Source organism: Burkholderia latens (genome assembly GCF_001718795.1).
Classification (GTDB): Bacteria; Pseudomonadota; Gammaproteobacteria; order Burkholderiales; family Burkholderiaceae; genus Burkholderia; species Burkholderia latens_A.
Window position 1 is genome coordinate 341241 of sequence record NZ_CP013437.1, and the last position, 16911, is coordinate 358151.

13 protein-coding genes and 1 pseudogene are annotated in these 16911 nt (G+C 66.8%); 5 read left to right on the plus strand and 9 right to left on the minus strand.

Translation table 11 applies throughout. The features are described 5' to 3' along the window. Positions 1-11 precede the first annotated feature (11 nt). Together WK25_RS17160 and WK25_RS31320 are read left to right on the plus strand one after the other, a co-directional pair. Positions 12-1289 carry an MFS transporter gene (locus WK25_RS17160; RefSeq protein WP_069242189.1) on the plus strand — a complete coding sequence of 426 codons (1278 nt, stop codon included), beginning with the start codon at positions 12-14 and terminating at the stop codon, positions 1287-1289. A 48-nt stretch (positions 1290-1337) separates the two neighbouring features. Then, entirely contained in the window at positions 1338-1481 is a 144-nt protein-coding gene (locus WK25_RS31320) for a hypothetical protein (protein WP_156789054.1), read from the plus strand. Between the two features lie 122 nt (positions 1482-1603). Here WK25_RS31320 and WK25_RS17165 read toward each other — a convergent pair whose 3' ends face one another. The 5 genes from WK25_RS17165 to WK25_RS31750 all read right to left on the minus strand — a co-directional run bounded on the left by WK25_RS17165 (position 1604) and on the right by WK25_RS31750 (position 7445). Continuing rightward, positions 1604-2458 (minus strand): 3-hydroxybutyryl-CoA dehydrogenase, encoded by an 855-nt coding sequence (locus WK25_RS17165; protein WP_059546007.1) that lies wholly within the window; start codon positions 2456-2458, stop codon positions 1604-1606. A gap of 38 nt (positions 2459-2496) precedes the next feature. Next, the gene (gene bktB / locus WK25_RS17170; protein ID WP_038570730.1) at positions 2497-3690 is read right to left on the minus strand and encodes a beta-ketothiolase BktB; all 1194 of its coding nucleotides are present in this window, start codon (positions 3688-3690) and stop codon (positions 2497-2499) included. Positions 3691-3738: 48 nt separating this feature from the next. After that, the gene (locus tag WK25_RS17175; RefSeq protein ID WP_413169633.1) at positions 3739-5367 is read right to left on the minus strand and encodes an electron transfer flavoprotein-ubiquinone oxidoreductase; all 1629 of its coding nucleotides are present in this window, start codon (positions 5365-5367) and stop codon (positions 3739-3741) included. Positions 5368-5446: 79 nt separating this feature from the next. After that, on the minus strand, positions 5447-7237 hold the full coding sequence (locus tag WK25_RS17180; protein WP_069242190.1) for an acyl-CoA dehydrogenase: 1791 nt from the start codon (positions 7235-7237) through the stop codon (positions 5447-5449). Next, positions 7227-7445, minus strand: a complete 219-nt coding sequence (locus WK25_RS31750) for a hypothetical protein (RefSeq protein WP_144245301.1) — start codon at positions 7443-7445, stop codon at positions 7227-7229. Before WK25_RS31750 ends, WK25_RS17180 begins: the two co-directional genes overlap by 11 nt. A 446-nt stretch (positions 7446-7891) precedes the next feature. Between WK25_RS31750 and WK25_RS17190 the strand changes: the two genes are divergently transcribed. After that, entirely contained in the window at positions 7892-9493 is a 1602-nt protein-coding gene (locus tag WK25_RS17190) for a Re/Si-specific NAD(P)(+) transhydrogenase subunit alpha (protein WP_038570742.1), read from the plus strand. 13 nt (positions 9494-9506) lie between these two features. Continuing rightward, on the plus strand, positions 9507-10919 hold the full coding sequence (pntB, locus tag WK25_RS17195) for a Re/Si-specific NAD(P)(+) transhydrogenase subunit beta (RefSeq protein ID WP_038570745.1): 1413 nt from the start codon (positions 9507-9509) through the stop codon (positions 10917-10919). 435 nt (positions 10920-11354) lie between these two features. Here the strand turns inward: pntB and WK25_RS17200 are convergent, their stop codons facing one another. Beyond that, entirely contained in the window at positions 11355-12545 is a 1191-nt protein-coding gene (locus tag WK25_RS17200) for an AraC family transcriptional regulator (protein WP_226209381.1), read from the minus strand. Between the two features lie 72 nt (positions 12546-12617). Between WK25_RS17200 and WK25_RS31325 the strand changes: the two are divergent. Then, positions 12618-12925: pseudogene (locus WK25_RS31325) on the plus strand (helix-turn-helix domain-containing protein); the annotation flags it as partial. A 68-nt stretch (positions 12926-12993) separates the two neighbouring features. Here the strand turns inward: WK25_RS31325 and WK25_RS17205 are convergent. The 3 genes from WK25_RS17205 to WK25_RS17215 form a co-directional block, all read right to left on the minus strand. Then, positions 12994-14487, minus strand: a complete 1494-nt coding sequence (locus WK25_RS17205; RefSeq protein ID WP_069242192.1) for a sensor histidine kinase — start codon at positions 14485-14487, stop codon at positions 12994-12996. Then, positions 14487-15206 carry a response regulator transcription factor gene (locus WK25_RS17210; RefSeq protein ID WP_038570751.1) on the minus strand — a complete coding sequence of 240 codons (720 nt, stop codon included), beginning with the start codon at positions 15204-15206 and terminating at the stop codon, positions 14487-14489. Before WK25_RS17210 ends, WK25_RS17205 begins: the two co-directional genes overlap by 1 nt. 256 nt (positions 15207-15462) lie before the next feature. Then, positions 15463-16809 (minus strand): MFS transporter, encoded by a 1347-nt coding sequence (locus WK25_RS17215; RefSeq protein ID WP_069242193.1) that lies wholly within the window; start codon positions 16807-16809, stop codon positions 15463-15465. Positions 16810-16911 lie beyond the last annotated feature (102 nt).

The window sequence follows — 16911 nt, forward strand, 5'->3', positions numbered from 1 at the left end:
GAACAACAACAATGACGACAACGAGAGATGCCGACGAAGCCGCACTGCGAATCGTGCCGCGCGCGTCGTGGTACGCCGAACTCGATTCCGCCGGAAAGCGCGCGTTCAAGGCCGCGTTCGCCGGCTGGGCAACCGATGCGTTCGACTTCATGGTGTTCAGCTTCGTGCTGGCTTCCCTGATCAGCCTGTGGGACCTCGATCGCGGCAAGGCCGGCCTGTTGAGTACCGTGACTCTGATTTTTTCGTCCGTGGGCGGCTGGATCGCCGGCATCCTCGCGGACCGATACGGTCGGGTCAAGGTGTTGCAGGGGACGATCCTGTGGTTCTCCGTCTGCACGCTGGCCATCGGTTTCGCGCAGAACTTCGAGCAGATCTTCGTGCTGCGCGCGCTGCAAGGGCTCGGCTTCGGCGGCGAATGGGCCGTCGGCGCCGTGCTGATCGGCGAGATCGTCGCACCCGCACATCGCGGCAAGGCGGTCGGCCTCGTGCAGAGCGGCTGGGCGATCGGCTGGGGCGGCGCGGCGATTCTCTACAGCATTGCGTTTTCCGTCCTTCCCGAGTCGCTGGCCTGGCGCAGCCTGTTCTGGGTCGGTATCGTGCCTGCCCTGCTCGTGCTGTACGTACGCAAGCACGTGCCCGAGCCGGCGGTATTCGTCCAGGCGGACGCCGCGCGGAAACAACACGGGAGCCGCCCGTCGGTGTGGGCGATCTTCTCGCGCGCGCACGCGCGGCGCACGGTGCTGGCCGCGCTGCTCTGCACCGGCATCCAGGGCGGCTTCTACGCGATGTCGACGTGGCTGCCGGCGTTTCTCAAGATCGAGCGACACCTGTCCGTGCTCGACACCGGCGCGTATCTGTTCGTGATCATCGTGGGGTCGTTCTGCGGCTATGTCGTCGGCGCGTACCTCTCCGACTGGTGGGGGCGCCGCCGCAACTTCATGCTGTTCTCCGCGCTGTCTCTCGTGTCGGTATGCGTGTACCTGGCCGTCCCGCTGTCGAATGCGCAGATGCTGTGGCTCGGATTTCCGCTCGGCTTTTCCTCATGCGGCATCTTCAGCGGAGTGGGCGCGTATCTGACGGAACTGTATCCGTCGAACTTCCGCGCGAATGCGCAAAGCTTCACCTACAACTTCGGACGCGGCATCGGCGCGCTGTTCCCGAGCCTCGTCGGGATGCTGAGCCATTCGCTCGGCCTCGCGCTGGCCATCGCGCTCTTTTCGGGTGCAGCCTATGGTGTGGTGCTGCTCGCCGTGCTGCTGCTGCCGGAAACGAAGGCCCGGTCGCTTTGAATGGCGAAGCGGGTGGCGCAATCCCGATGCGTGGAGTCGCACTCACCCGTGACGGCGTTACGCGCGGTGTGCGGCCGCGTCGTCGGACCGCTCGACGCATCTGCGCAACGACGCACGGTTGCCGAGCGGACGACGATCGGCAATGCGGCGGCGTTGAGCCACGCGATGACGTCGCCGCCGAAGGTGGCGTGACGGATTGTCGCGATGCAGAAGCGGCGGTTATTGCGGGGCTGCCGGCACTCGATGCGAAGCCGCGCCCTTCAATGCACACGGCCGCCCGAAGGCGGCCGTAAGAACAAGCACCGATGCGCGGCTTACTTGCTGTAGTCGTACACGCCGCGCCCCGTCTTCCGCCCCAGCCTGCCGGCCGCCACCATCTCGCGCAGCAGCGGGCACGCGCGATATTTCGGATCGCCGAAGTCCTTCAGGAACACGTCCATCACCGCGAGGCACACGTCGAGCCCGACGAGGTCGGCCAGCGCGAGCGGCCCGATCGGATGGTTCGCGCCGAGCTTCATCCCCGCGTCGATCTCCTCGGCCGACGCGATGCCTTCGGCCAGCACGAAGAACGCTTCGTTGATCATCGGCACGAGGATCCGGTTCACGACGAAGCCCGGCGCATTGCGCACGCCGATCGGCGACTTGTCGAAACGCTCGGTCAGCGCACGCACCGCGGACGCGGTCGCGTCGCTCGTCTGCAGCCCGCGGATGATCTCGACGAGCGGCATCAGCGGCACCGGGTTGAAGAAGTGCATGCCGACGAAGCGCGACGGGTCGGCCAGCAGCGCAGCGAGCGCGGTGATCGAGATCGACGACGTGTTGGTCGCGATGATCGCGTCAGGTCGCGCGACCGACTCGATCTGCTTCAGGATGCGGCTTTTCAGCTCGACGTTTTCGGTCGCGGCTTCGATCACGATATCGACCGTGGCGAGCGTTGCGTAATCGGTCGACGTCGCGATGCGCGCAAGCGCGGCATCGCGTGCATCGGCCGCGAGCTTGTCCTTCGACACGAGCCGCTCGAGGCTGCCCTTCAGTGCGGCGACGCCCTTGTCGAGCGCCGCGTCGCTGACGTCGATCATCACGACGTTCAGTCCTGCAACGGCGGCGGTTTGCGCAATGCCGTTGCCCATGGTTCCGGCGCCCACGACGCCGACGGTTTCGATGGCCATGACGATTCCTGTGTATGCGGATACTGAGCGGTCGATTATCAGATGTTCTCGAAGATCGCCGCAATGCCCTGGCCGCCGCCGATACACATCGTCACGAGCGCGTAACGCCCGCCAATGCGCTTCAGCTCGTACAGCGCCTTGACCGTAATCAGTGCGCCCGTCGCGCCGATCGGGTGACCGAGCGAAATGCCGGAGCCGTTCGGATTGACCTTGGCCGGATCGAGGCCGAGTTCCTGCGTGACCGCGCATGCCTGCGCCGCGAACGCCTCGTTCGCCTCGATCACGTCGAGATCCGCGACCTTCAGGCCGGCGCGCTCGAGCGCCTTCTGCGTGGCCGGCACCGGGCCGATGCCCATGTAGGCCGGATCGACGCCCGCATGCGCATACGCGACGAGACGCGCGAGCGGCTTCACGCCCTGCGCGCGCGCGGCATCCGCGCTCATCATCAGCACTGCAGCAGCTGCGTCGTTGATCCCCGACGCGTTGCCGGCCGTTACCGTGCCGTCTTCCTTCACGAACACCGGCTTCAGCTTCGAGAAGTCGTCGGGGCCCGCATCGTGACGCACGTGCTCGTCGGTGTCGAACGCGACCTCGCCCTTCTTCGTACGGATCGAGATCGGCAGGATCTGATCCTTGAAGCGGCCTTCGGCGATCGCGCGCGCCGCGCGACGATGCGATTCGAGCGCGAGCGCGTCCTGCGCGTCACGCGAAATGCCGTATTTCTTCGCGACGTTCTCGGCGGTCACGCCCATGTGGATCGTCTGAAACGGATCGTGCAGCGCGCCGAGCATCATGTCGACGAGCTTCGCGTCGCCCATGCGCTGGCCGAAACGCGCGGACGGCACGCTGTACGGCGCGCGGCTCATGCTCTCCGATCCGCCGCCGATCGCGACGTCGGCATCGCCGAGCATGATCGTCTGCGCGGCCGACACGATTGCCTGCAGGCCCGAGCCGCACAGGCGGTTCACGGTCAGCGCCGGCGTGTGCTGCGCGACGCCGCCGTTGATCGCCGCGACACGCGCTAGATACATGTCCTTCGGCTCGGTGTTCACGACGTGGCCGAACACGACATGACCGACCGCATCGCCCGGCACGTTCGCGCGCGACAACACTTCGCTGACGACCTTCGCCCCGAGATCGGTCGGCGAGAAATCCTTCAGGCTTCCGCCGAAATCGCCGATCGCGGTGCGGACACCGCTCACCACCACGACTTCCTTCGCTGCATTGCTCATCGTCTCACTCCGGTTCGTTCGCGCCCGCGGGCGCAGGATGCGTTTGCGTTACATGTTCGGGTAATTCGGCCCGCCGCCGCCTTCGGGCGTGACCCACACGATGTTCTGCGTCGGGTCCTTGATATCGCAGGTCTTGCAGTGCACGCAGTTCTGCGCGTTGATCACCAGCCGGTCGCTGCCGTCGTCGTTCTTCACGAACTCGTACACCGCCGCCGGGCAGAAGCGCGCCTCCGGCCCCGCGTACGTGCGCAGGTTCACGTTCACCGGCACGCTCGCGTCCTTCAGCGTCAGATGCGCGGGCTGGTTTTCCTCGTGGTTCGTGTTCGAGATGAACACCGACGACAGCCGGTCGAACGTCAGCTTGCCGTCCGGCTTCGGATACGCGATCGGCTCGCACTGCGACGCCGGCTTCAGCATCTCGTGATCCGCGTGCTTGTGGTGCAGCGTCCACGGCACGTTGCCGCCCATCACCTTCTGCTCGAGCCCGACCATCAGCGTGCCGAGATACAGGCCCTTCGCCATCCATTGCTTGAAGTTGCGTGCGCGGTACAGCTCCGTGTACAGCCACGATTGCTTGAATGCGTCGGGATACGCGTTCAGTTCGTCCGACTGGCGGCCGGCCTGCACCGCGTCGAACGCTGCATCGGCCGCGAGCATGCCGGTCTTGATCGCCGCGTGGCTGCCCTTGATCCGCGATGCGTTCAGGAAACCGGCGTCGTCGCCGATCAGCGCGCCGCCCGGGAACACCGTCTTCGGCAACGACAGCAGGCCGCCGGCCGTGATCGCGCGCGCGCCGTACGACACGCGCTTGCCGCCTTCAAGGAACGCGCGGATCGACGGATGCGTCTTGTAGCGCTGGAATTCCTCGAACGGCGACAGGTACGGGTTCGTGTAGCCGAGGCCCACCACGAAACCGACCACGACCTGGTTGTTGTCCATGTGGTACAGGAACGAGCCGCCGTACGTGTCCGACTTCAGCGGCCAGCCGGCCGTGTGGATCACGAGACCCGGCTTGTGCTTGGCCGGATCGATTTCCCACAGTTCCTTGATGCCGATCCCGTACGCCTGCGGATCGGCGTTCGCGTCGAGCTTGAACTTCGAAATCAATTGGCGGCCGAGGTGGCCGCGGCAGCCTTCGGCGAACAGCGTGTACTTCGCGTGCAGCTCCATGCCGAGCTGGAAGTTCTCGGTCGGCTCGCCGTCCTTGCCCACGCCCATGTTGCCCGTGGCGACGCCCTTCACCGAGCCGTCGTCGTTGTAGAGAATCTCCGCGGCCGGAAAGCCCGGGAAGATCTCCACGCCGAGCGCTTCGGCCTGCGCCCCGAGCCAGCGCGTGACGTTGCCCAGCGAGATCACGTAGTTGCCGTGATTCTTGAAGTTGTCGGGCAGCGCCCAGTTCGGCGTCTGCACCGCGCTCTTTTCGGACAGGAACAGGAAGCGGTCTTCCGTCACCTCGACGTTCAAAGGCGCGCCTCGTTCCTTCCAGTCGGGGAACAGCTCGGTGATCGCGCGCGGGTCCATCACCGCGCCCGACAGGATGTGCGCGCCGATCTCGGAACCCTTCTCGAGCACGCACACGCCGATCTCGGCGCCTTTCTCGGCGGCCAGCTGCTTGAGCCGGATCGCCGCCGACAGCCCGGCGGGGCCGCCGCCGACGATCACGACGTCGTATTCCATCGATTCGCGCGGGCCGTACTGCGCGAGCAAGTCCTGTGTGGTCAAAATCCTGTCTCCTCCTGCGCCCCGACCGTTACGGTCAGAACTGGTCTTCCGTCAATGCGAGCACGCTCTCGTTGCCCTTCGCGCCGACGATCGACGTTTCGAGCGCGCCTGCCTGCACAAGCACGTGCTCCGCATAGCATTGTGCGACTGCGATCTTCGCGTCGAAGAACGCCGTGTCGCTCGCGCGGTTCGCATGCGCGGCCAGCAGCGCGCGGGCCATCTGCCATCCGCACAGCACGACACCCGCGAGTTTCAGGTACGGCACGCTGCCCGCGAACACCGCGTTCGGATCCTGCTTCGCGTTTGCGAGCACGTAGTCGACCACCGTCGACAACGCGCGCGCACCGTTCTCGAGCTGCGTCTTCATCGATGCAGCCGCTGCGCCGTCGATCTTGCCGAGCGCCGCGACCGTATCGCCGATCTCCGCGATCAGCGCCTTCGCGACCGCGCCGCCGTCGCGCAGCGTCTTGCGGCCGACCAGATCGTTCGCCTGGATCGCGGTCGTGCCTTCGTAGATCGCAAGGATTCGCGCATCGCGGTAATACTGCGCGGCGCCGGTTTCCTCGATGAAGCCCATCCCGCCGTGCACCTGCACGCCGAGACTCGCCACGTCGTTCACCATCTCGGTGCTCCAGCCCTTCACGACCGGGACCAGATATTCATAAATTGCCTGATGACGCGCGCGCGTCGCGTTGTCCGAATGACGGTGTGCGATGTCGCTGTGCGCGGCGGCCACGTACGCGAGTGCGCGCGCGCCCTCGGTCAGCGCGCGCATCGTGCCGAGCATCCGGCGCACGTCCGGGTGATGGATGATGGTCACCGACTGCTTCGCCGATCCGTCGACCGGGCGGCTTTGTACACGCTCCTTCGCGAAAGCCGCGGCCTTCTGGTATGCACGGTCGGCGACGCCGATTCCCTGCATCCCGACACCGAAGCGCGCGGCGTTCATCATGATGAACATGTATTCGAGGCCGCGATTCTCTTCGCCGACCAGGTAACCGATCGCGCCGCCGTGGTCGCCGTATTGCAGCACCGCGGTCGGGCTCGCCTTGATCCCGAGCTTGTGCTCGATCGATACGCAGTGCACGTCGTTACGTGCGCCGAGCGAGCCGTCTTCGTTGACGAGGAACTTCGGGACGATGAACAGCGAAATGCCCTTTACGCCTTCCGGCGCATTCGGCGTGCGCGCCAGCACGAGATGGACGATGTTGTCCGCCATGTCGTGCTCGCCCCACGTGATGAAGATCTTGGTGCCGAACACCTTGTACGTGCCGTCGCCCTGCGGCTCGGCGCGCGAGCGCACCAGCGCGAGGTCCGAGCCGGCCTGCGGCTCGGTCAGGTTCATCGTGCCCGTCCATTCTCCCGAGATCAGCTTCGGCACGTAACGCTGCTTCTGTTCGTCGGTGCCGGCCGTCAGCAGGGCCTCGATCGCGCCGTCGGTGAGCAACGGACACAGCGCGAACGACAGGTTCGACGCGTTCAGCATCTCGATGCACGGCGTCGCGATCAGCTTCGGCAGCCCCTGGCCGTCGTACTCGACCGGATGCTGCAGGCCCTGCCAGCCGCCTTCGACGAACTGGCGGAACGCGGCGCCGAAGCCCGGCGTCGCGGTCACGACGCCGTCCTTCCAGCTGCTCGGGTTGCGGTCGCCTTCGACGTTCAGCGGCGCCAGCACTTCGCCACAGAACTTCGCGGATTCGTCGAGCACGGCCTGCGCGGTGTCGTAGCCGGCTTCCTCGAAGCCCGGCAGCTGCGCGACGGTGTCGATGCCCGCGAGTTCCTTCAGCACGAACAGCATGTCCTTGACAGGGGCGTTATAGCTCATGGTCGATGTTCCAAATCAGGCGGTGAATGAGGCGCGCGGCCCGGGCCGCTGCGGCAAAACCGGCCAGCGCCAGGCGACGTCGTAGCCCATCGTAATGCCGAACCGGCCGATTTCCATTGTCATATCCGGCCCAGATGGTGACAAAATCGGCCACCAGATGTGCGGGCGATCCGCCAAAAGCCCGGCCGGCTGCGGGTTTGGCCGTCACCGGTTTCGGCGAATGCGGCGGCAACCGCACGCACCGCGCGTACCGGCCGGCGCGGGCCGACGGCACTAACGCGCCGCCGGATCGCGCAATCGCGCCGGAACCGTTTCCAGCGCCCGGACGGCACGTTGAAGATACGCCGCCGGTTTCGCGCGGCGCCGCGCAGCGCGACCGGCCTGCACGCGCATGGTCAGCAACCGCTCGACAGGATGCTGCGTGCGCGTCGATAAAACACAACAGTGCAACGGAGGATGTGCTCGACGCGACCGCGTGCTGCCCTTCCCCGACACGCGCGCGCATCGCGGCGAAAGCATCATCCGCGCACTACGAACGACCGTGCATTTTTGTTATGCAATCATGCAGCCTGTGCACAAAACACCCGCATGATTCTGGTAACTTGACGCACCGGCCCGCGCGCTTCGCGATGGCCATCACCCATCTTTCATACTATGACATTACAGATTGGGATTCCTGTGGAGACAGCCACCGGCGAACGGCGCGTTGCGACCGTTCCCGAAGTGGTCGAGAAACTGATCAAGCTGGGGTTTGCGGTGGCCGTTCAAAGCGGCGCCGGTGCCGGCGCGAACTTTGACGACGACGCGTATCGCGCGGCCGGCGCCAGCATCGCCGCGACCGCGGCCGAGCTGTGGTCGGGCAGCGACATCGTGTTGAAGGTGCGCCCGCCGAGCAGCGACGAAGTCGCGCTGATGCGCGAAGGCGGCACGCTGATCGGCTTCGTGTGGCCCGCGCAGAATCCCGAACTGATGCAGCAGCTCGCGGCGAAGCGCGCGACCGTGCTCGCGATCGATTCTCTGCCGCGCACGCTGTCGCGCGCGCAGAAGATGGACGCGCTCACGTCGATGGCCGGTATCAGCGGCTATCGCGCGGTGATCGAGGCCGCGCATGCGTTCGGCCGCTTCCTCAACGGGCAGGTCACCGCGGCCGGCAAGATCCCGCCGGCCAAGGTGTTCATCGCCGGCGCCGGCGTGGCGGGGCTGGCCGCGATCGGCACGGCCGCAAGCCTCGGCGCGATCGTGCGCGCCAACGACACGCGTGCGGAAGTGGCCGATCAGGTCAAGTCGCTCGGCGGCGAATTCGTCAAGGTCGACTACGAAGAGGAAGGCTCGGGCGGCGGCGGTTATGCGAAGGTGATGAGCGAAGGCTTCCAGCAGGCGCAGCGCGCGATGTACGCGCAGCAGGCGAAGGACGCCGACATCATCATCACGACCGCGCTGATTCCCGGCAAGCCGGCGCCGAAGCTGATCACCGCCGACATGGTGCAGTCGATGAAGCCCGGCAGCGTGATCGTCGACATGGCCGCCGAACAGGGCGGCAACTGCGAGCTCACGGTTCCGGGCGAGGCCGTCGTGCGCCACGGCGTAACGATCGTCGGCTATACCGATCTCGCATCGCGTCTGTCGCGGCAGTCGTCGACGCTGTACGCGACGAACCTGCTGCGCGTGATCGAGGAGCTTTGCAAAGGCAAGGACGGCACGATCAACGTCGATTTCGACGACGACGCGATCCGCGGCCTCACCGTAATCAAGGAAGGCAGCGTCACGTGGCCGCCGCCGCCGCTCAAGCAGCCGGCCGTCGCGCCCAAACCGGCCGCGGCCGCACCCGCGGCAGCCGCGCCGGCGAAGTCGAAAGGTCACGGCCACAGCGGCGAGCCGATGTCGGCGAAGGCGCTCGCGATCGTGTTCGCGATCGGCGCAGTCGCATTCCTGCTGGTCGGCCAGTTCGCACCGGCCAGCTTCCTGTCGCACTTCACGGTGTTCGTGCTCGCGTGCTTCGTCGGCTACATGGTCATCTGGAACGTCACGCCGTCGCTGCACACGCCGCTGATGAGCGTGACCAACGCGATCTCGTCGATCATCGCGATCGGCGCGCTCGTGCAGGTCGCACCGCCGCTCGGCGAGCTGGCTAATGCCGGCGATCGTCCGTCGGGGCTGATCCTCGGCCTCGCGGTCGGCGCGCTGACGCTCACGGCCGTCAACATGTTCGGCGGCTTCGCGGTCACGCGCCGCATGCTGGCGATGTTCCGCAAATAAGGGGACGACAATAATGACTTCCAACCTGACTACCGTCTCCTATATCGGCGCCGCGATCCTGTTCATCCTGAGCCTCGGCGGCCTCGCGAACCCCGAAACCGCGCGCCGCGGCAACCTGCTCGGCATGATCGGCATGCTGATCGCCGTGCTGGCGACGGTCGCCGGCCCGCGCGTGTCGGCCGCCGGCATTCCGTACGTGGTCGCCGCGCTGGTCGTCGGCGGCGCGATCGGCCTCTACGCCGCAAAGAAGGTGCAGATGACGCAGATGCCCGAACTGGTCGCGCTGATGCACAGCCTCGTCGGTCTCGCGGCGTGCCTCGTCGGTTTCGCGAGCTACATCGACACGTCATTGCCTTTCACCGGCGCGGAGAAGGCCATTCACGAGGTCGAGATTTATGTCGGCATCCTGATCGGTGCCGTGACGTTCGCGGGCTCGATCATCGCGTTCGGCAAGCTGTCGGGCAAGATCGGCGGCAAGCCGCTGCTGCTGCCCGCACGGCACTGGCTGAATCTCGCCGCGCTGCTGATCGTGCTGTACTTCGGCCGCGCGTTCCTGCATGCGGAGACGATCCAGGACGGCATGCTGCCGCTCGTCGTGATGACCGTGATCTCGCTGCTGTTCGGCGTGCACATGGTGATGGCGATCGGCGGCGCGGACATGCCCGTCGTCGTGTCGATGCTCAACAGCTACTCGGGGTGGGCCGCGGCCGCGACCGGCTTCATGCTCGGCAACGACCTGCTGATCGTGATCGGCGCGCTGGTCGGCTCGTCCGGTGCGATCCTGTCGTACATCATGTGCCGCGCGATGAACCGCAATTTCATCAGCGTGATCGCGGGCGGCTTCGGCAGCGGCGCCGGCGCGCCGGCGGCTGCCGGCGGCGGTGCGCAACCGGCCGGCGAAGCGGTCGCGGTCAGCGCGGCGGAGACGGCCGAGCTGCTGCGCGAGGCGAAGCGCGTAATCATCGTACCCGGCTATGGGATGGCCGTTGCGCAGGCCCAGCACACGGTATTCGAACTGACGAAGCTGCTGCGCGAGAAAGGCGTGGACGTGCGCTTCGCGATCCATCCGGTCGCGGGCCGCATGCCCGGCCACATGAACGTGCTGCTGGCCGAAGCGAAGGTGCCGTACGACATCGTGATGGAGATGGACGAGATCAACGACGACTTTCCCGAAGCCGACGTGTCGATGGTGATCGGCGCGAACGACATCGTGAACCCGGCCGCGCAGGACGACCCGTCGAGCCCGATCGCCGGGATGCCGGTGCTGGAAGTGTGGAAGGCGAAGACGTCGATCGTGATGAAGCGCAGCATGGCGTCCGGCTACGCGGGCGTCGACAATCCGCTGTTCTACAAGGACAACAACCGGATGCTGTTCGGCGACGCGAAATCGATGCTGGACGAGATCTTCGGTGCGCTGAAGGCCTGAATCCGGCCGCGCGCGGGAGCCGGCCGCCAAGCCGCTCCGGCGCCGCGCACGCGCCGAACCATCATCGCGGATGCCCGGGCCGGACGCGTTGTCCGCACCCGGCATCCACCCGTCTGCGTCGCACGTCGTAGCAACCCTCTCCCACCCTCGCCGCACCGCCGCACGCGGACGATAAACGCGGCGGCGCACGTTCACATCGGTTGGCGCGGTGGGCGCGCTACCGGCTTCGAGAAAGCCGAACGACGATGATCGACGAACCGCTTCGTGATTTCTCCGCGCCTGCGCATCATGCTGGCTGCTCGCGGCGTGCGCGTCGCCGAACGCCGGTGCGCGCCGTGCATTGACGAGCGGCCCCGACGGGAGCCATCCATGGGAGCGCGCGAAGGATGCCGGTTATGGGAACAAGTTCGACGCGGGCAGATTCCGCCCGCCGCGTTACGCACGCCGCCGGTAAGTCCCCGGCGTACTGCCCGTCCAGTGCCGGAATGCGCGATGAAACGCGCTCGGATCGTCGAAGCCGATATCTGCGCCGATCGCCGCGATCGTGTCGAGTGTGTCGGTCAGCCGCTGGATCGCGATGTCGCGCCGCAGTTCGTCCTTGAGCGCCTGGAACGTCGTGCCTTCCGCGGCGAGGTGACGACTCAGCGTGCGCACCGAGCAATGCAGGTGCTCGGCGGCCTGATCGATCACCGGCAGGTCGGGCAGCGCCGCCGACAGGTACTGCCGCACGCGATGACACACGAGCTGCTCGCTGAACGATTCGAAGATCCAGTCGCCCGGCGCGCGTGCGAGAAACTTGCGCAGGTTTCGCTTGCTCTGCCGGATCGGCGCGTCGAGGTAGTCGGCGCTGAAGCGCATCAGCGTACGTTCGCAGTCGAACTGCACGGCCCCCGTGAAGAAGTACAGGTGCTCGACCGCGTGGCGCGGCCGCGGACACGCGAGCTCGATCTTCAGCAGCGGAATCTTCTGCCCGATCAGCCACGAGCACACGCCGTGCACGAGCTTGAGCATCAGCTCCTGGCCGAGCGCGCCGATCGGGCCGACGGCCGGGTTCGGGCGCAGCAGCACCTGCGCGACCAGACCGTCGCGCTTCGATTCGACGAAGAAGTCGTCGAGCAGGATATGGAAGAACTGGCCGAAACGATGCAGCGCCGTTTCGAGGTTGCGCGCATCGAGCAGGCTCAGGCACAGATACTTCAGCGTGCCGCCGCGCAGCGGGCGCGAGAAGATGCCCGGCATCTCGTCGTCGAGATCGATCGCGAGCGTGCGATACAGCGTCGAGAACTGCTCTTCCGTCACGCGTGCATGCGGCTCGCCGAGCAGCTCGAGCGGGATGGCGGCGCCGCGCAGGTAGCGCTCGACCACGTCGCGTTGCACGCCCGCGCTCGCGAGAAACCCGTTCACGAGCGAGATCGGCACCGTCGCGCTCGGCGAAGGCAGCGCTCGCCCGGGCCGGGCGGCAGGTGAGTCTGAACCGGTCATCGCATCCCCGTCGATCGAACCGCTCGCATTGTACTTGAGCGGCCGATGCAGGGCTGTCGGTGCGCTCGCGGCTGCGGCCGAGGCTTTACCGGTTGTCCGCGCATCGGCCCGCGCGCCGGTGAGCACCCGGCGCTTCGGCGCCATCAGTCGACGCGGCCGGGCTCGCGGCGCAGGATCTCGCCGACCATCGACTTCGGCAGACGACGCTCGACCGCGCGGCGGCGCGTGTATCAGGAACTGACTCGCACGCTGGGGCCATTCGCCCACATCGACGCCATCGCCGACACGCTGCGCATGACGTCGCGCCCGCTGCGCCGCAAGCTCGACGCCGGAGGCACGTCGTACAGCGAGTTGTGGACGAGCGTGCGCAGTCGCTCGCAATCGACTATCCGGGCACCACCACGCTCCGCACCGAGGACATCGCACTGACGCCCGGCTTCAGCGACACGGTCGGATTCCGCCATGCGTTCAAGCGCTGGACCGGCATGACGCCGAGCGACGCGCGGCGCAGGCGCGGCGGGTAGTTCGCCGCGCGTTGAGCTTTGAGCTTTGAGCTGGGAGGGAGCTGGCAGCCGGGAACCCGCGCGCAGTTTCACCGCCCCTCGCCCGCCGCCGGCTGCGCGACCGGCAACGCGAACTCGAACACCGCACCGCGCCCGTCCCGCTCGACGAGCCGGATCGCGCTGCCGTTCAGCGCGAGCATCCGGTGCACGATCAGCAGGCCGAGGCCGCCGCTCGTCGCCGTGCCGACGTTCATCGGCCGCTGCGGACGCTGGAACAGCCCTTCGCGCCGCGCCGGCGGAATCCCTTCGCCGGTGTCGGACACGGTCACGACCACGCGATCGTCGCGCGGCGTCAGCGCGACTTCGACTTCGCCGTGTTGTGGCGTATGCCGCAACGCGTTGTCGAGCAGGTTCGTCAGCACGCGCTCGATCATCGCGAGATCGGCCGATACGGCCGGCACGCGCGACGGAATTCGCGCATGCAGTGCGATGCCGCGCGACTGTGCGGCCAGTTCGAACTTCTGGAATACGTCCTGCACGAGATCGACGAGCGAGAACGGCTCGCGCTCGGCCTGCACGCCGCCCGACTCGAGCCGCGCGAGCTCGAACAGCGCCTGCGCGAGCCGGCCGACCTTCGCGCTCTGCGCGAGCGCGATCGACAGATAGCGGCGGCGTTCGGCCTCGGCGAGCGTGTCGGACTTCAGCGACAACGTTTCCAGATAGCCGTGCAGCGACGTCAGCGGCGTGCGCAGATCGTGCGAGATGTTCGTGATCAGTTCGCGGCGCTGCTGGTCCTGGCGCGTCAATGCGCGCCACTGGTCGCCGATCCGGTCGGCCATCTGCGCGAACGCGGATTCGAGCACCGCGATGTCGTCGCCGCGCCGCCCTGGCGGCGAACGCGGCACCGGCGGCTGCGTGTCGGGCGCACCGTCCGCGTCGAAGCGGCGCATCGCGTCGGTCAGCCGGCGCAGCGGGCGCGTAATGAAGCTGAACGCGGTCAGGCCCGCGAGCAGCCCGAGCAACGCGACGACCGCCATCGACCATAGCGTCGTGCGCAACACGTTGCCGGCGTCGAAGCGCGCGGCCAGCCGGTCGTGCGCTTCGCCGAGCAGCACCACGTAGATATAGCCCGAAGGCGGCTGCCCTGCACGCTGCAGCGGCGCGGCGCTGAACACCTTGCGTGCGTCCGGGCTGCGCGGATCGTCGCCGAGGATCGGCAGCGGGTCGCCCGCGATGAAGCGCTGCACCGGAGCGAGATCGACACGGTCGCGCTTCACGTGGCCCGGCGGCGCGTCGTCGCCCTTGATGCGCCCCGCGTTGTCGAGCAGGTACACCTCCACGCTCGGGTTCACGCCCATCAACTGGCCGAACAGCGTGCGCACGGCGTCCGGGCGCAGCCCGTTCGCGTCCATCAGCGGCGTGCTGCCCGCGATATGCGCGGCGAGATCGCGCGACAGGTTCTGCACGACTTCCTTCTCGCGCATGTCGTTCGCACGAATCTGCAGCCACGCGGACGCGCCCGAACATGCGAGGAGCAGCACCGCGAACACGCACGACACCCGCTGGGTGAGAGTCAGTTTCATCACCCGTCCCGCTGGCCCGGCGCGGCGAGCTTGTAGCCGCGGCCCCATACGGTGAGGATCCGCACCGGCTCGGCCGGATCGGCCTCGATCTTCGCGCGCAGCCGGTTGATGTGGGTGTTCACCGTGTGTTCGTAGCCTTCGTGCTGGTAACCCCACACGGCGTTCAGCAGGTCCATCCGCGAGAACACCTTGCCCGGGTGCCGCGCGAAGAAATACAGCAGGTCGAATTCGCGGGGCGTGAGGTCGATGCGCGTGCCGTCGACGCTCGCTTCCCGCGCGATCGGGTCGATCGACAGGCCCGCGACGTCGAGCGTGCCCGCATCGATCCGCGAGTCGCGCGCGAGCGCGTCGACACGCCGCAACAGCGCCTTCACCCGAGCGACGAGTTCGAGCACCGAGAACGGCTTCGCGAGGTAGTCGTCGGCGCCGAGCTCGAGCCCGAGGATCCGGTGCACCTCGCTCGAGCGTGCGCTGGTGATGATGATCGGCGTGTAGCGCGCCATCGCGCGGGCCCGACGGCAGATTTCGAGGCCGTCGACGCCCGGCAGCATCAGGTCGAGGATCAGCGCGTCCCAGTTGCCCTGTTCGAGCAGGCGCAGGCCTTCGGTGCCGTCCGCGCTATGCACGACCTCGTAGCGCTCGTCGCGCAGGTGCAGGCTGAGCACATCGGCGATGTCCGCGTCGTCTTCGACGATCAGGATGCGTTTGGGGTGGTCCATGGTGGCGGCAAGTCGTGCGGCGGTACGGTCTGGGAAGCCGGAAGGCAGTTCCGGACGGCCCGGCGCCGATTACCGACGACCGGGGACGAATCGCGGCAGCCACGCCGCGTTACCGCCATTGTGCGGAATTTCGCGCCGGAAAGGGATCACGTTTCGTTTAAGTTTTGGATCGCGCAATTCGCCGTTTTCCCTGCGGCTTCCCCGCTGCCGCGAGCTCGTGCGGGCTCTTCCCGGCGGCCGGCACGTTCGCTTCCTGCTACCGGTCGGCCGGCGGCCGCAGGATGCTGCGCGGAATCGACAGGATCAGCACGCAGCTGACCAGCAGGCAGGCGCCGAGCGCATAGGTGCCGTTGTTGATGTTGCCGGTCATTTCCTTCGCGATGCCGGTGATCATCGAACCCGTGAAGCCGGACAGGTTGCCCACCGAGTTGATCAGCGCAATGCCCGCAGCTGCTGCCGTGCCCGACAGGATCTGGCCGGGGAACGTCCAGTAGATCGGCATCAGCGCGAGGATCCCGCAAGTGGCGACGGTCAGGAACACGATCGACAGTGCGACGTTCTGCGCGCACGCCGCGCTCAGGATCAGCCCGACACCGCCGATCAGCGCGGGAATCGCCGCGTGCAGGCGGCGCTCGCCGGTCTTGCGCGCGTGCGATGCATTCCACACCATCGCGAAAATGGCCGTGAGGTACGGAATCGCGGTCAGCAGGCCGATATGCACCGGGCTCTTCACGCCCGACGCGCGAATGATCGACGGCAGCCAGAACGCGAGCCCGTAGAAGCCGGTATTGAACGTGAGCAGGATGAAGGTGAGCAGCCATACGCGCGGGCTGCGCAGCGCGGCGCCGGCGCTGTGCGACTTGTGCGTGGCCTCGCGTTCGAGATTGCGCGACAGCACCGCCTTCTCGTCGGCCGACAGCCACTTCGCCGATTGCGGACCGTCGCCGAGGCAGGCGAGCACGATGAACGCCACCACGATCGACGGCAGCCCTTCGAGCAGCAACATCCATTGCCAGCCGCTCATGCCCGACAGCCCGTGCGTCTGTTCCATCAGCCAACCTGAAACCACGCTGCCGAGCGTGAGACTCAACGGGATCGCCACCAGGAACCCCGACATGGCCACGCTCTGGCGCCGCGCAGGGAACCAGTAGTTCATGTACAGGATCACGCCCGGAAAGAAGCCGGCTTCGCACAGGCCGAGCAGGAAGCGCAGCGTGTAGAACATGGTGGACGTCTGCACGTGGAAGAACTGCGCAAGCGGCACGATGAAGGCCATCGACGACGACACGATCCCCCACGTGATCATGATCCGCGCGATCCAGAAGCGGGCGCCGTAGCGGTGCAGCAGCAGGTTGCTCGGCATCTCGAACAGAAAATAGCCCCAGAAGAAAATGCTCGCGCCGAGCGCGTAGACGCCGTCGCTCAACCGCAGATCGTCGAGCATTTGCAGCTTCGCGAAACCCACGTTGACGCGGTCCAGATACGCGACGACGTAACAGAGCAGCAGCAACGGCAGGATGCGCCGCATCACCTTCCGGTAAAGGGCGTCCTCGGACGGGTCGGCCGCGGCCGACGCGGCAGCGGTCTGGGCAATGGATGGCATCGGTGTCGTCTCCTGATCGTATAGGTCTTCTTCGTACCGGCGGGTTCGGTCATGCGCATATGTTACCGATAACATTCCGACGCGAAAAAAAACCGCCGACGG

Excerpts from the sequence above, each read along its gene's own strand:
- WK25_RS17160 (WP_069242189.1), top strand. The coding sequence starts at position 12 with ATGACGACAACGAGAGATGCCGACGAAGCCGCACTGCGAATCGTGCCG.
- WK25_RS17165 (WP_059546007.1), bottom strand. The coding sequence starts at position 2,458 with ATGGCCATCGAAACCGTCGGCGTCGTGGGCGCCGGAACCATGGGCAAC.
- bktB (WP_038570730.1), bottom strand. The coding sequence starts at position 3,690 with ATGAGCAATGCAGCGAAGGAAGTCGTGGTGGTGAGCGGTGTCCGCACC.
- WK25_RS17175 (WP_413169633.1), bottom strand. The coding sequence starts at position 5,367 with ATGGAATACGACGTCGTGATCGTCGGCGGCGGCCCCGCCGGGCTGTCG.
- WK25_RS17180 (WP_069242190.1), bottom strand. The coding sequence starts at position 7,237 with ATGAGCTATAACGCCCCTGTCAAGGACATGCTGTTCGTGCTGAAGGAA.
- WK25_RS17190 (WP_038570742.1), top strand. The coding sequence starts at position 7,892 with ATGACATTACAGATTGGGATTCCTGTGGAGACAGCCACCGGCGAACGG.
- pntB (WP_038570745.1), top strand. The coding sequence starts at position 9,507 with ATGACTTCCAACCTGACTACCGTCTCCTATATCGGCGCCGCGATCCTG.
- WK25_RS17200 (WP_226209381.1), bottom strand. The coding sequence starts at position 12,545 with ATGGCGCCGAAGCGCCGGGTGCTCACCGGCGCGCGGGCCGATGCGCGG.
- WK25_RS17205 (WP_069242192.1), bottom strand. The coding sequence starts at position 14,487 with ATGAAACTGACTCTCACCCAGCGGGTGTCGTGCGTGTTCGCGGTGCTG.
- WK25_RS17210 (WP_038570751.1), bottom strand. The coding sequence starts at position 15,206 with ATGGACCACCCCAAACGCATCCTGATCGTCGAAGACGACGCGGACATC.
- WK25_RS17215 (WP_069242193.1), bottom strand. The coding sequence starts at position 16,809 with ATGCCATCCATTGCCCAGACCGCTGCCGCGTCGGCCGCGGCCGACCCG.